The organism is Pontibacter roseus DSM 17521 (assembly GCF_000373265.1).
In the GTDB taxonomy this organism is placed as follows: domain Bacteria; phylum Bacteroidota; class Bacteroidia; order Cytophagales; family Hymenobacteraceae; genus Pontibacter; species Pontibacter roseus.
Window position 1 is genome coordinate 203,257 of sequence record NZ_KB890768.1, and the last position, 13,877, is coordinate 217,133.

The following is a 13,877-nucleotide window of genomic DNA, read 5'->3' on the forward strand; positions in this document are numbered from 1 at the left end:
CCTATCCCGCACAGAAGAAACCCGAGAACCCACTGCCATGGCAAAAGACAGATACTACATCATCGATTTCGACAGCACCTTCACGCAGGTGGAGGCGCTGGACGAACTGGGGGAGATATCCCTGGAAGGCGACGAGAACCAGGAACAGATTCTGCAGCAAATCAGAGACCTGACCAATGGGGCCATGAACGGAAACAGCTCCTTTACCGAGGGCCTTACCAAACGCCTGGCCTTGCTGCGGGCCAACCGCCGGCACCTCAAGCCGCTCATCCAGCGCCTCCAGCACAAGGTGTCGGAATCCATCCGGCGCAACAAGGACTTCTTTCAGCAGTACGCCGACCACATCCTCATCGTGTCGAGCGGGTTCAAGGAATTCATCACACCCATTGTGACGGAGTACGGCATCAAAGAGGAGAACATCTACGCCAACACCTTTCGGTTCGATGAACAGGGCAACATCATTGGTTTTGATGAGGAGAACCTCCTGTGCCTGGACAAGGGAAAAATCAAGCTGTTAGAAGAGCTCGCGCTGGAAGGAGATGTGTACGTACTCGGTGACGGCTACACTGACTATGAGATAAAGGAAGCCGGGCTAGCCAACAAGTTCTATGCTTTCACCGAGAACGTGGTGCGCGACACCGTAGTGGCCAAGGCCGACAATGTGGCACCGAGCCTGGACGAGTTCCTGTACCAGAACAACCTGCCCATGGCCATCTCCTATCCCAAAAACCGCATCCGGGTGCTGCTGCTCGAGAATGTTCACCCCAGAGCCGTAGAGTTATTCAAGCGCGAGGGCTACCAGGTCGAGACCGTATCAGGGGCACTGAGCGAGGACGAACTGTGCGAGCGCATCAAAAATGTGTCGGTGCTGGGTATACGCTCCAAAACGCAAGTGACCAAGCGGGTGTTGGAGCATGCCAACCGACTCATGTGCATCGGCGCCTTCTGCATCGGCACCAATCAGATTGACCTCAACAGCTGCCTCGATGCCGGTGTGGCCGTGTTCAATGCTCCTTATAGCAACACCCGCAGCGTGGTGGAACTGGCCATAGGCGAAATCATCATGCTGTGCCGCAACGTGGTGGATAAAAGCAACAAGATGCACCAGGGTATCTGGGACAAATCGGCACAGGGCAGTGTGGAGGTGCGCGACAAAAAACTAGGTATCGTGGGCTACGGCAGCATTGGGGCACAGCTCTCCGTTCTGGCAGAGGCCTTGGGTATGGAGGTATACTACTACGATGTGATTGAACGCCTGCAGTTGGGCAATGTCCGCAAGTGCGCCACCCTAAAAGAGCTGCTCGAAAAATCCGACATCGTGACGCTCCATGTGGATGGCCGCGATAGCAACAAAGCCATGTTCGGTGAAACGGAGTTTGCCGCCATGAAAGACGGTGCCATTTTCCTGAACCTGAGCCGCGGCCACATCGTGGAGCTGCCAGCACTGGTAGCCGCCATCAAATCAGGTAAAATCAGAGGTGCCGCCGTGGACGTGTTCCCTTACGAGCCAGCGTCCAACGACGAGGAGTTTGTGAGTGAGCTGCGGGGCCTGCCCAACGTCATCCTGACGCCGCACATTGGCGGAAGCACCTCGGAGGCGCAGGAGAACATCGGCACCTACGTCCCCAGCCGCATCATGGAGTATATCAACACAGGCAACAGCTACCAGAGCGTCAACTTCCCGAACATCCAGTTGCCGGAGCTCAAGAACGCACACCGCCTCATCCACATCCACCAGAACGTGCCGGGCGTGCTGGCCAACATCAACAGCGTGCTGGCAGGCAACCAAGTCAACATCCTGGGCCAGTACCTCAAGACCAACGAGCAGATTGGCTACGTGATTACCGACATCGACAAGCTCTATGACAAGAAGGTGATTGAGGAGATGCGGACCGTGCCGGCCACGATTAAGTTCAGGGTGCTGTATTAATTAGTCGTTGAGGCTCAAATTGCTTTACGCTATGCTATACCTTGCACTTAGCAAACCGGATAAGGTATAGCATTATTCTTGCTAAAAGCCCATGCTTATTATGACTTCCGTTTGGCTACAAATTGGCATTACTAAACATCACCAATATTGAAAAAGCTTCTAATTGTGTTTCTCAGCTTTATAGGGAGCTTAGTGTCCTTCATCCTATTTGGTTTTATAGTTGGCTTCCCGACCTTTCAAGATGTTTTTGTTGAAGCAAAATCAAATAAATCAGAAATAACTTTCTTAGAGTCCCAAACATTGGATGGTAAAGTATCCTTGATTCCTGAAGTTCTCAACCGATTAATACTAGAAATAGAATTCAAACAAAGCAATAGTAGTGAGAACTACATTATACAACATTTGGATGTTGAATGTGACTGCACTTCAAACATAAGCAGCATTGACAGAATCTTCTATATTAGAGTGTTTAAGTATGACCCTGAAGTAGATGAATTCTTTTTTGATGAAACAAGAATAGAAGAAAGCTACTCTGAGCTCCCATTAAACTCAAAATATAGGGATTTAAGCTATACCATTTCACCTCAGTACGCACTGAACGGCTGTGATGAATTTGACTTAACCATCAAAGCATCATTAATAGATACTCTGAACAATGAAACTCTTCAAATTCATAAAACATCTTTAGTTAAGAAAAATAGCAACTTTAAATGGGAGTGCTTTAGAGCCCATTAATTAAAAGTGAGAAAATCACAACTGTCAACAAAACCTATATGGTAGCTACGTCATCTTCATCTTATAGCTAATCTGTCAAACTTATCTCATTAGCCTAGAGCAGTATCCTCATACCACCCAAAACCATGACCAACAAAATATTCTTCACGCCTGGCCCATCAGAGCTATACCCTACCGTTGCGGCGCACATGCAATCTGCGATGGAAAACAAGATTGGCAGCATCTCGCACCGCAGCCAGCAGTTCAAGGAGATTTATGCGCATGCCGTGGCGGGTCTGCGCCAGCTGCTGCAACTGCCTGATAACTACGAGGTGCTGTTCCTCTCTTCGGCCAACGAGGTATGGGAACGCGCTATTCAGAACCTTGTCAAGGAGGAGAGCTTCCATTTGGTGAACGGGGCCTTCTCGAAGCGTTTCTATGAGGTGGCGGGCGAACTGGGCAGAAAAGCCAGTAAGCATGAGGTGCCATTTGGGGAGGGTTATACCCCAGAGCAAGTGGCTATACCTGACGCGGCGGAACTAGTGGCGCTCATCCACAACGAGACAAGCTCGGGCGTCGCTATACCTGCCGATGCCATTAGCCGCTTCCGCCAGGTGGCACCTCCCAATGCTTTGCTGTTCGTAGATGCCGTGTCGTCGCTCCCACATCCGGCTTTTGATTACAGCCAAATTGACTCAATATATTTCTCGGTTCAGAAGTGCTTTGGTTTGCCTGCGGGTTTGGGCGTGTGGCTGCTGAATGAGCGCTGTATAGAGAAGGCGCATGCACTGCAACGACAAGGTATGAGCCTCGGCTCCTACCATTCCATACCTGCGCTACTCGAAAAAGCCAAAGCCAATCAGACGCCCGAAACACCCAACGTGCTCAACCTATACCTGTTGGGCCAAGTAGTGGCCGATATGAACAGTAAAGGTATAGCCACCATCCGGCAGGAAACCGAAACAAAGGCCAGACTCATTTACGACTTCCTGGAGAGCAGCGAGAACTTTACCCCAGCCGTGCAGGATGCTACTTTCCGCTCCCCCACCACCATTGTGGCCAACACCGAAATCCCGTCTTCAGAAATCAACAAGCGGTTGGCCCCCTTTGACATGGCAATTGGCAGCGGCTACGGCAGCCACAAAGAAGCGCAGGTGCGCATCGCCAACTTCCCGGCACACTCCATCAGCCAAGTAGAAGCGCTAGTGAATAGACTGGAAGAGTTATAAAGTTGAGAAATTAATAAGTTTGAAAGTTGGAGAGTTAGTTGGCCAAGACGAGAGAGCGACTGCCTTTTGAACCCACAAGAGCAAAAACGCCCCTCTTCGCTAAAATTGGTTTAGCAAAGAGGGGCGTTGAAATTCATAAGTCTTACTCTTCAGACTTTTTAACTCCTACATTTAAAAGACTTGGCTTATCTCCTGCTTCAAAAAGCTGAGGGCGCGGGCGGTGGGGTCCACCTCTTCTGTGAGCACGTTCTCCAGGATGCGCTTAGCCAGGTCGGTGCCTTTCGATTTATCGGGCATCGTCTGGTAAGATTTGTTGATGAGGTTGACCACCTCTTCCCGCGCGCGCTTCACCTGCTGCCAGGCCTGGTCGGTCATGTATACCTGCTGCGACATGTTGTGATTGAACTCGTTGCGGATTTCGGTGAGGAGCAGACGGTGATAGTCGGTGGCGTTGTGGCCCGAGCCGCTCACGCGCAACAGCAGGTTGCTGGGCGTGATGCGCTCCAGCAGCAGCGTGATACGCTCGTAGGCCTGCAGCCGGATAGGCGTCACGACCTCGGCATTTTTCTGGCGCAGTTCCAGCAGGCGCAGTTTGTAGTCGCGCTCCAGGTGGTTCTTCACCAGGGAGTAGGCCACGGCAGCCACCAGTATGGCTGGTATGCTAATTTTAAGTATGTCCAGTATAATTTGGCCGGTATCTTCCATGTTTGCGTGTAATTGAGCCTTAAATATCGTAAAAAATTAATTCAGGTCAGCATGAATCATTTGGAGCACAGACCTGTTTATGTAGTACAAGAATGCAGCCGCAGCTTTTTAACAAGTAATTCCGTAACTTGCGGCTCCATTTCAAATTGACTTAGACTATGGCAACTGAAACAAAAACTGCACCGATAGCACTTACTGAAAGAGCGCTGGCTGAAGTTAGAAATATAATGCAAGAGAAAAGCGTACCTGCCGAATACGGACTCCGTGTTGGCGTGCAGGGCGGCGGCTGTTCCGGCATGTCCTACCTGTTGGGCTTCGACAAAGTGAAGGACTCTGACGAGGTATACAACTTGGACGGCCTGAACCTGATTATGGACAAGAAGCACGCGATGTATGTGCTGGGTATGGAAGTTGACTTCCAGGACGGCCTGAACGCGCGCGGTTTCGTCTTCAACAACCCACAGGCCAAGAGCACCTGCGGTTGCGGAAGCTCCTTCTCTGCATAAGCATACCTTCTTTCTCTTTAGAAAGGCAAAGCCCGGCTGTTATGGCCGGGCTTTGTTTGTTTTTGGCTTGAGCATTCTGCTTGAGAAACAGCTCACATATAAGCTATGTTATATAAATTATAAACTTTCAAATTTATATTACTTAATATAAAAATTCAGTTTCTGCCTATACAACATATGCCTATCTTTATATAGTGAAAAATTCACAAAAAAAGGGTGTGACGCAAACACACCCTTTATCCGGAACGAAGTGCATCTGTTGCAAGTTAGATGTACTTCTTAAAGTTGTGATTCTGTTGACGCAGGCTTCACAACTGGTCCTAAAATTTCCTGCTCTATATGAAGTGTTGACGCACAACTTATAGAAGTATTCTAAATTTAAAGCACATGCCCTTAGGGTGTGTGCTTTTTTTAATTTGCTTAACAAAGGTTGTTTATTTTATAAACTTATACAAAATATGTACGGTTTATATTTTGATTACTTTTTTGATTTTTTTACTGGTCCTAAGGGGTATAACAACAATAAAATAGTTAATCAGTCTCAAAAAGTTCTCGTCATACTCGCCGGCACCACCAGGATAAAATCCGCTTTCTGTTTGTTCTCATCCAATAAACTCTCCAAATCTTCCTGCAGCACGGTGGTGATGGTCAGGGTCTTGAGCTGCGGCTTCCCTTGTTTAAGGTACCAGCCAATTCCTTCGAAGTTATCAGAGTGGTAGGCGCCGTTGAGGTGCAGTAGCTTTTTGCCGCTGTTCACCTGCTGCAGGATGAAGTGCGCCATGGTGGCATCTTTGAGGGCCTGCGCCTGCACAATGTTCTCGCTCTTGGTGTTGCCGTGGGTGCTGTTGCCGAACATGGAAAGCATGTTTTTATACCCCGGCAGACTCATGTTCACGCGCACAGGCAGCGGCGCAATGAAACTCCTTCCGTCTTCCGACACCTGCTCCAGCGCCTTCAGGCTCCCACCCGATACCATGGCCGCATAGCGCCTCGGCACGTTGGTGGCCACGAAAGGTATAGCTGCTTCTTTGGCGAAACGGACAACAGGCTTGTAGTCTGTCTTGTAGTTCGGCCAGGGCCTCGCCTCCTGCTCAAAATTATTCTCCGGCACCTGCCCCGCCAGGTACTCGTTCAGCACCAGCTGCACATCGGCCTCAAACATCTCGGCACCAATTGCGAAGCTCTTCTGGTGCGTCCGGTGCAGGTCTTTGGCTACCTCCAGTTGCAGCCAATGTGCAATCGGGTCATTGTGCTGCTCCCCAAAAAGCACCACGTCGGCCTGCTGCAACTCCTCCAGCATGTCGCCATACTTGACCTGTTTGCCCTTCGCCGTGAAAAGCTGGTAGGCGGGTTTGTCTTTATTGTTTGCGGTGGCTATACCTGTGGTGAACATGAGCAGCAGGAGTGTGAGAAGTGAAAGTTTGGTCATCGTATCGTTATTACTCGTTAACAGGCCGTTCGTTCGGGAAATCTATTCGGTTTAATGGATTAGAGTACTTTCCTGTTTTCTAATTCTTCGCATACCAGCCGCTCTAACTCTTTATATTTAATCTGGAGCGAATTTGCTGTAATGGACAAGGGTGTTCCATACATCCTGTGATTTGCCTGAATCGCTTTTCTGGAAAACATATTGGTAGCGCGCTCCATGTATTTCTCGGGGTTGTTCGTATGCACTAGCAGTATCTTGTTCGATGCTATCTCCAAAGTTTCTACGCCAGTTATATCCTGCCACTCAATTAAACCGACGCTTACTGCACTCGAGTTATCTATGATTCCTTCTTCACTAATCGTCAGCCCCACTTTTTTGTCGAACAATTTTCTAAGCATGTACACTGCACCTAAACCAAAAAACAGCACTGCAGCAACTCCAGCTATCCGTATAAGCTCCTCACTTCTTAATATTGGGGATATAAAGATGGCTGGCTCGATTGCAAAGAAAACTCCTGTAAAGACGAATGCTACGGCTCCCACCAAGAAGAGGGTTATTTTAGCTTTGTTAAGCGGTATTTCTATGCTCTGGTTCATCATCAAATATGCAGCTTTCCCTATCAAGTTACAAAAAAATAGCCGGCCCCGAAGAGCCAGCTATCTAAATCTATACCTTTACCTGACAGGCTATACCCTGTAAAACAGCCACTTCGACAGTTCTTTGTAGTTGATTTTCTTGCCATACATCAGGATGCCTACGCGGTAGATGCGGGAGGCAATCCAGGTGGTGAAGATGAAACCCAGCACAAGTAGCGCCATGGAGAGCAGCAACTCACTGGCAGGAACTCCAAACGGCACGCGCACCATCATCACGATAGGCGACGTGAATGGAATAATCGACATCCAGAACGCCACCGGCCCATCCGGGTTCTTAATCACCACCGTGTACGACATGATGAACGAGATGATGAGCGGGATGGTAATCGGGAACATAAACTGCTGCGTATCCGTCTCGTTGTCCACGGCGGCGCCTATGGCCCCGAACAGCGAACCGTACAGCAGGTATCCGCCCAGGAAGTAGAACAGGAAACAACCGATAATCAGCGGGAAGTTAAGGTTAGCGATGGCACCGCTCACTTCTGCCAGTGTCTCGCTGTTGGAGGCGGCCTCTTCGGTTTGCTCTTCCTCACCGGCAGCGGCGGCTCGTCCGGCCTGCAGTTGCTCTATGGGCGTAGGCGCAGGTTTTATGCCGAAAGCCGCCTGCACACCGCCCACCACAATGGTAGACAGCACCACCCAAAGCAGAAACTGCGTCAGGCCCACGCCGGCTATACCTACTATCTTGCCCATCATCAGCTGAAACGGCTTCACCGATGATATCATCACCTCCACAATGCGGTTGGTCTTCTCCTCTATCACGCCACGCATAATCTGCACGCCATACAAGAAGATGAAGAAGTAAATGATAACCGCCCCAATGATACCCGCTCCGGAGGTCACCCATACGTTACTGTCCTGTTCGCCACGCTCACTCAGGTTGACAGTGGTCACATCAATGTTCGCTTTCATGCTGTTGAGCATGTCGCGGTCTATACCTGAGGCCACAAAGCGCTGGTTTTCAATCTCGTTCTCCAGCATGTTCTCCAGCCTGAACTTCACCTGCAGGCTCGTGTTCTTCTTGGAGTAGATGCGTATACCTTCCGGGTTGTCTAAATCCAGTTTCGGGATGTGCAGCAGGGCCGTGTAATCGGTTTCCTGGTATACCGTCTTGGCCTGGTCCAGCGAGCCGGCGACAGGTATGAGTTTAAGGTCCTCCTTGCTCTCCAGCTTATCCAGGAACAGGCCGCTCTCGTCGAGCACCATCACGGTTTCATCACTGTCGGAGATGGTGGCGAGCCAGGCAGGTATGACCATGAAGGCGGCCAGCAGCAGCGGCGTCAGGAAAGTCATGATGATGAAGCTCTTCTTCCGCACCCGTGTCAGATATTCGCGCTGTATGATTAGCCAGATTTTATGCATGGTGTGTCTCTTTTACTTTTCGGATGAAAATGTCGTTGATGCTTGGCACCAGTTCCACGAAGGAGTGCACCTCCACCCGCTGAATCAGGTAGCGCAACAGGTCGTTGGGCGTGGCACCTTCCAGCAGCTTGATGGCGGCCCGGAACACGCCGTGGTTCTCGTGCTGCTCCAGCACCTCAAAATCCGGTGAGGTAATTAGCAGCCGCCCATTGCCTATGACCTGGAAGGTGTCTGTTTTGTAGGTGTCCTTGATTTCGCGTACGGGCCCGTCCAGCACCTTGCGGGCGCGGTTGATGAGCGCAATGTTGTCGCATAGCTCCTCCACCGATTCCATGCGGTGCGTCGAGAAAATGATGGTGGCCCCGTTGTCGCGCAGGCGCAGGATTTCGTCCTTTATCAGGTTGGCGTTGATGGGATCGAAACCAGAGAAGGGCTCATCCAGGATGATGAGCGAGGGTTCGTGCATGACAGTGGCCATGAACTGCACCTTCTGCTGCATACCTTTGGAGAGGTCCTCTATGTGCTTGTTCATCCACTCCTTTATCTCGAAGCGCGCCACCCACTCCTTTATGCGGGCCACGGCCTCGTCTTTGGACAGGCCCTTGAGCTGCGCTAGGTATAGCAACTGCTCGCCCACCTTCATCTTCTTGTACAGGCCCCGCTCCTCTGGCAGGTAGCCTATGTCTTTGATGTGGTCGGGCTTCAGGCGCTGGTCCTTGAAGTATATCTCACCGGAATCGGCACCGGTAATCTGGGTGATGATGCGTATGAGGGAGGTCTTGCCGGCGCCGTTTGGCCCCAGCAGCCCGAAAATACAGCCGGTCGGAATCACAAAGCTGACATTATCCAGGGCTGTGTGGTTGGCATAACGCTTGGTTACGCCTTCAATTCTAAGGATGCTCAATGCGGTTCACCTTTTGGTTTATTCAAAAATAGCCTATTTCAGGATGTGTGACAAATAATATCAGTGGATGCCTATACTTAATCGACTAACCGAAGCATGGGCCACATCAACCGCGGCAGCCGCAGGACCAAGCAAAAAGAGCCTGCCTTTCATGCAGAAAGGCAGGCTCTCCTATACCTGTGACAGGTGGGCTGCTACTGGAAGTAGTCTTTCACCTTCTCAAAGAAGCCCTTTTCGTTCTTGCCTGGGTGCGGCGCGAAGTTGTCTGACACGCGCAGGCGCTCCAGCATGGCGCGCTCCTCACTGCTCAGCGACTTCGGCGTCCACACGTTGATATGTATCAGCTGGTCGCCTTTGCCATACCCGTTTATGTCTTTTACGCCTTTGCCACGCAGCCTGAAAATCTCGCCGCTCTGCGTGCCTGGCTTGATGGTGATTTTCACGCGCCCGCCAATGGTCGGCACCTCGATGTCGGCACCCAGCGCTGCATCCACAAAGCTGATGTACTGGTCAAATATCACGTTGTTGCCGTCGCGCTTCAGGCTTGGGTGCGGCTCCTCTTCAATCTGGATGAGGAGGTCGCCGGGCACGCCGCCACGCTCGGGCACGTTGCCTTTGCCGCTCATAGACAGCTGCATACCGTCCATCACGCCAGCCGGCACGTTGATGGTGATGACTTCTTCCTGTAACTCTCTGCCGCTTCCGTGGCAGGCTTCGCAGTTCTTGGTCACAATGCGGCCTTCACCGTTACAGGTAGGGCAAGTGGCCGTGGAGACCATCTGACCGAGCATGGTGTTCACCACCTTGCGTACCTGGCCGGAACCCTGGCAGGAGTTACAGGTCTGCATGTCGGTGCCGTTCTTGGCGCCGTTGCCGCCGCAGGTGCCACACGCCACATAGCGCTTCACCTTGATTTTCTTCTCTACGCCGTTAGCTACCTCTTCCAGGTTCAGCTTCAGCTTGATGCGCAGGTTGCTGCCTTTGCGTGTGCGTCGGCCGCCTCCCTGACGTCCGGCTCCCCCGAAGAAGCTCTCAAAACCGCCCCCGCCACCGAAGATGTCGCCGAACTGGGAGAAGATGTCCTCCATGTTCATGCCGCCTCCGCCGCCGAAGCCGCCGTTCATGCCCTGGTGGCCGAACTGGTCGTAGCGCTGGCGCTTCTGCTGGTCGCTCAGCACCTCGTAGGCCTCTGCCGCCTCTTTGAAGTTTTCTTCGGCCGTGTGGTCGTCCGGGTTCTTGTCAGGGTGGTACTTGATGGCCAGCTTACGGTAAGCCTTCTTTATCTCTTCCTGGCTCGCCCCTTTGCTTACACCTAAAACCTCGTAATAATCTCTCTTGGCCATTTGAATTAAGCTCCTATGATAACTTTCGCGAAACGGATTACCTTGTCGTTCAAGGTATAGCCCTTCTCGATTACGTCTACTATTTTGCCTTTCAGTTCCTCTGACGGAGCCGGGATTTGTGTGACCGCCTCGTGGAAATCGCTGTCGAAGTCGTCGCCTGTCTCAATTTGAATGGGCTTCAGTCCCTTGAGCTGCGTCACGTGCTTCAGTTTGTGGAACACCAGTTCCAGGCCCTGCAGCATGGCATCCAGCTCTTTGGTCGATTCCATGGACTGGCGCGCGCGCTCCATATCATCCAGCACAGGCAGCAGTTCAGTCATCAGGTCCTCGTTCGCGGTCTTCAGCAGTTCGCCCCGCTCTTTGCTTGTCCTGCGTCTGAAGTTCTCGAACTCTGCCATCAGGCGGATGTATTTGTCCTTCATCTCGGCCAGTTCGGCCTCCGCTTTGCTCTCCGAGCCTGCCTCAGCAGCTGCTTCGTCGGTCTCAGGTTGCACCTGGCCATTGGTTTCCTCTGTGTTGGCCGTGTTATCTTGTACTTCTGCTTTTTCCTGCTCTTTCTTGATATCTTTATCTGACATAATGCCTGAAGAATTATAGGTTGATAGGTCTATTTTGTCTTTTCAATTGTCTTGCCAAACCTGCTATTGTGCCATTCTGGCACTTGTCTGGCGGGTACAGGTCATAAAAAAATCGGTAGCAAGCCTTGCAGCCTCTACCGATTTTGAAGACACGATTGGCTGACACACTAACTGGTGAGCGCCTCCCAAATCATGTCCTTCAGTTTGGTGATGTTCTTCTGCGTGATGCTGGAGATGAACACGGCCGGTATATCTTTGGGCAGGGTTTCGCGCATCTCGGTTTCCAGCTCATCGTCAATCATATCGGTTTTGGTGATAGCCAGGATGCGTTTCTTGTCCAGCAGCTCCGGGTTGTATGTCTCCAGCTCCTTTATCAGGATGTTGTACTCCTCCGCAATGTCGGGGCTCTCGCATGAAACCATAAACAGCAGCATGGAGTTCCGTTCGATGTGTCGCAGGAAGCGCAGCCCAAGCCCCTTGCCCTCCGAAGCGCCCTCAATGATACCCGGTATATCAGCCATCACAAAGGATTTGTAGTCACGGTAGGCCACCACGCCCAGGTTAGGCTCCAGGGTGGTGAAGGCGTAGTTAGCAATCTTGGGCTTAGCCGCTGACACCACCGAAAGCAAAGTGGACTTTCCGGCGTTCGGGAAGCCCACCAGTCCCACGTCGGCAAGCAGTTTAAGTTCCAGTACCACCCACTCGTCTATACCTTCCTCGCCTGGCTGTGCATAGCGCGGCGTCTGGTTGGTGGGCGACTTAAAGTGCGCATTGCCCAATCCGCCGCGTCCGCCGGGTGTCAGGATGATTTCCTGCCCATCCTCGGTTATCTCGCACATGAACTCGCCTGTCTCGGCGTTGCGGGCAATGGTACCGAGTGGCACTTCCAGCACTTCGTCCTTGCCCTGGGCGCCCGAAGAGTGGCTCGGGCCACCGCCCTGCCCATTCTCAGCAATAACATGTTTGCGGAATTGAAGGTGCAGCAATGTCCAGAGCTGCGAGTTGCCGCGCAGGATAACATGGCCTCCCCTGCCCCCGTCTCCTCCATCAGGGCCGCCCATGGCAGTCCTTTTGTCGCGGTGCAGGTGCGCTGAGCCAGCGCCTCCGTGCCCTGAGCGGGAACAGATTTTTACGTAATCGATGAAGTTGGATTGGGCCAAATCAGGTAATGCTAATAGGTATAAGTTTCAGTGCAAAAGCAACCTGTCCGCTGGGGGCAGGTTGCTTTTGCCTGTTGTAATCATGTATGTAGAAAGCGCGCTGCAGCTCTTACTTCTGCTGCTTCTCTTTCAGGGAGTCAATCTGCTTGCACAGGTCAGCGAAGATTTCGTCTATCTCACCGATGCCATCCACAGCACAGAATTTGCCCTGGCCCGCATAGTAGTCAGCCACTGGAGTAGTCTTGGTGTTGTACTCCTGTATGCGTTTGCGAATCAGCTCTTCATTCTGGTCGTCCGGACGACCTGAAGTCTGGCCACGCAGCAACAGGCGCTTTGTCAGCTCCTCATCGTCCACTTTCAGGGCCAGCATGCAGGAAATTTCTGTGCCCAGGTCGAGCAGCAGCTTGTCCAGCCCCTGCGCCTGTGGCACGGTACGAGGGAAGCCATCAAAGATAAACCCGCCAGCATGGCTGTTCTCCCTCACTTTGTTCTCAATCATCCCAATCACGACTTCGTCTGGCACCAGCAGGCCGTTGTCCATCAAGGATTTGGCTTTCAACCCCAGTTCAGTGCCGGCGGCAATCTCTGAGCGTAACAAATCACCCGTGGACAGGTGAATGAGGTTATACTTGTCTATCAGCTTTTGGCTTTGAGTTCCTTTACCAGCACCAGGAGGGCCAAACAAAACGATGTTGAGCATATCTTTGATTTATAATAAAAACAAAACTAAGTATAAAATCGATGTACTGTTCAATTTTTTTGGCTCGCCTGCGGCCTTTGCCCAGGTATGCAGCAAAAAACAACAGGTATAAGCAGCACTAATTCACTATCTTATAGATGTCGCGCAGGTTACGGCCCAGGCCGTTGTAGTCCAGGCCATAGCCCACCACGAAGTCGTTAGGTATAGACTTGGCCACATATTTCACCTCCAACTGGTGCTGGAGGCACTCTGGCTTCATGAGCAGGGTGACAATCTCTACGGATGCCGGTCCTTTGGCTTTGAGTTGCTGCAACAGTGCATTCACGGTATGGCCTGTGTCCACGATGTCCTCAATCACCACCACATCGCGCCCCTCTATGTTCTCCGTCAGGCCCAATACTTCCTTCACCTGCCCGGTGCTGTGCATGTCCTGGTAAGAGGACATGCGGATGAAGGATATCTCACAAGGAACGTCGATTCGCTTCATCAAATCGGCTGTAAACATGAAAGAACCGTTCAAAACCGCCAGAAACAGTGGGTTTTTGCCTGCATAGTCCTGCTCAATCTGCTCTGCCAGCATGTGTATACGCGCGATGATTTCTTCTTCGTACATGTAAGTACTGAACTCACAATCGTGAAGCGTAATGGTACGGGGCTCCAT

The 13,877-nt window shown here is 51.6% G+C and carries 14 protein-coding genes; 4 read left to right on the top strand and 10 right to left on the bottom strand.

Annotated features, from left to right (window positions below; translation table 11 throughout):
* The first annotated feature begins 37 nt into the window (after positions 1-37).
* From serA to B051_RS0119075, 3 genes are all read left to right on the top strand, one after another.
* Entirely contained in the window at positions 38-1,930 is a 1,893-nt protein-coding gene (gene serA, locus B051_RS0119065) for a phosphoglycerate dehydrogenase (protein ID WP_018479831.1), read from the top strand.
* A gap of 147 nt (positions 1,931-2,077) precedes the next feature.
* Complete coding sequence (locus B051_RS0119070; RefSeq protein WP_018479832.1) at positions 2,078-2,665, top strand: hypothetical protein; 588 nt, start codon at positions 2,078-2,080, stop codon at positions 2,663-2,665.
* A gap of 125 nt (positions 2,666-2,790) precedes the next feature.
* Complete coding sequence (locus B051_RS0119075; RefSeq protein ID WP_018479833.1) at positions 2,791-3,873, top strand: aminotransferase class V-fold PLP-dependent enzyme; 1,083 nt, start codon at positions 2,791-2,793, stop codon at positions 3,871-3,873.
* A gap of 171 nt (positions 3,874-4,044) precedes the next feature.
* On the opposite strand, the gene B051_RS0119080 is transcribed toward B051_RS0119075, so the two are convergent.
* Positions 4,045-4,578 carry a DUF7935 family protein gene (locus B051_RS0119080; protein ID WP_018479834.1) on the bottom strand — a complete coding sequence of 178 codons (534 nt, stop codon included), beginning with the start codon at positions 4,576-4,578 and terminating at the stop codon, positions 4,045-4,047.
* 158 nt (positions 4,579-4,736) lie between these two features.
* On the opposite strand from B051_RS0119080, the gene B051_RS0119085 reads away from it, so the two are divergent.
* Positions 4,737-5,084, top strand: coding sequence for a HesB/IscA family protein (locus tag B051_RS0119085; RefSeq protein ID WP_026236535.1), 348 nt, complete (start codon positions 4,737-4,739; stop codon positions 5,082-5,084).
* 541 nt (positions 5,085-5,625) lie between these two features.
* Here B051_RS0119085 and B051_RS0119090 read toward each other — a convergent pair.
* The 9 genes from B051_RS0119090 to hpt all read right to left on the bottom strand — a co-directional run bounded on the left by B051_RS0119090 (position 5,626) and on the right by hpt (position 13,877).
* Positions 5,626-6,513: a ChaN family lipoprotein gene (locus B051_RS0119090; protein ID WP_018479836.1), complete on the bottom strand. Its 888-nt coding sequence runs from the start codon at positions 6,511-6,513 to the stop codon at positions 5,626-5,628.
* 59 nt (positions 6,514-6,572) lie between these two features.
* The gene (locus B051_RS0119095) at positions 6,573-7,136 is read right to left on the bottom strand and encodes an OST5 family protein (protein WP_211214359.1); all 564 of its coding nucleotides are present in this window, start codon (positions 7,134-7,136) and stop codon (positions 6,573-6,575) included.
* A 63-nt stretch (positions 7,137-7,199) separates the two neighbouring features.
* A complete protein-coding gene (locus B051_RS0119100; RefSeq protein WP_018479838.1) occupies positions 7,200-8,531 on the bottom strand; it encodes an ABC transporter permease in 1,332 nt (443 codons plus the stop codon).
* Positions 8,524-9,435, bottom strand: coding sequence for an ABC transporter ATP-binding protein (locus B051_RS0119105; RefSeq protein ID WP_018479839.1), 912 nt, complete (start codon positions 9,433-9,435; stop codon positions 8,524-8,526). Before B051_RS0119105 ends, B051_RS0119100 begins: the two co-directional genes overlap by 8 nt.
* Positions 9,436-9,629: 194 nt before the next feature.
* Positions 9,630-10,778 (bottom strand): molecular chaperone DnaJ, encoded by a 1,149-nt coding sequence (gene dnaJ, locus B051_RS0119110; RefSeq protein ID WP_018479840.1) that lies wholly within the window; start codon positions 10,776-10,778, stop codon positions 9,630-9,632.
* A 5-nt stretch (positions 10,779-10,783) separates the two neighbouring features.
* Complete coding sequence (locus B051_RS0119115) at positions 10,784-11,356, bottom strand: nucleotide exchange factor GrpE (RefSeq protein ID WP_018479841.1); 573 nt, start codon at positions 11,354-11,356, stop codon at positions 10,784-10,786.
* 167 nt (positions 11,357-11,523) lie between these two features.
* A complete protein-coding gene (gene obgE / locus B051_RS0119120; protein ID WP_018479842.1) occupies positions 11,524-12,516 on the bottom strand; it encodes a GTPase ObgE in 993 nt (330 codons plus the stop codon).
* Positions 12,517-12,625: 109 nt separating this feature from the next.
* Positions 12,626-13,216, bottom strand: coding sequence for an adenylate kinase (locus B051_RS0119125; RefSeq protein WP_026236536.1), 591 nt, complete (start codon positions 13,214-13,216; stop codon positions 12,626-12,628).
* 118 nt (positions 13,217-13,334) lie between these two features.
* Positions 13,335-13,877, bottom strand: a complete 543-nt coding sequence (gene hpt, locus B051_RS0119135; protein WP_018479845.1) for a hypoxanthine phosphoribosyltransferase — start codon at positions 13,875-13,877, stop codon at positions 13,335-13,337.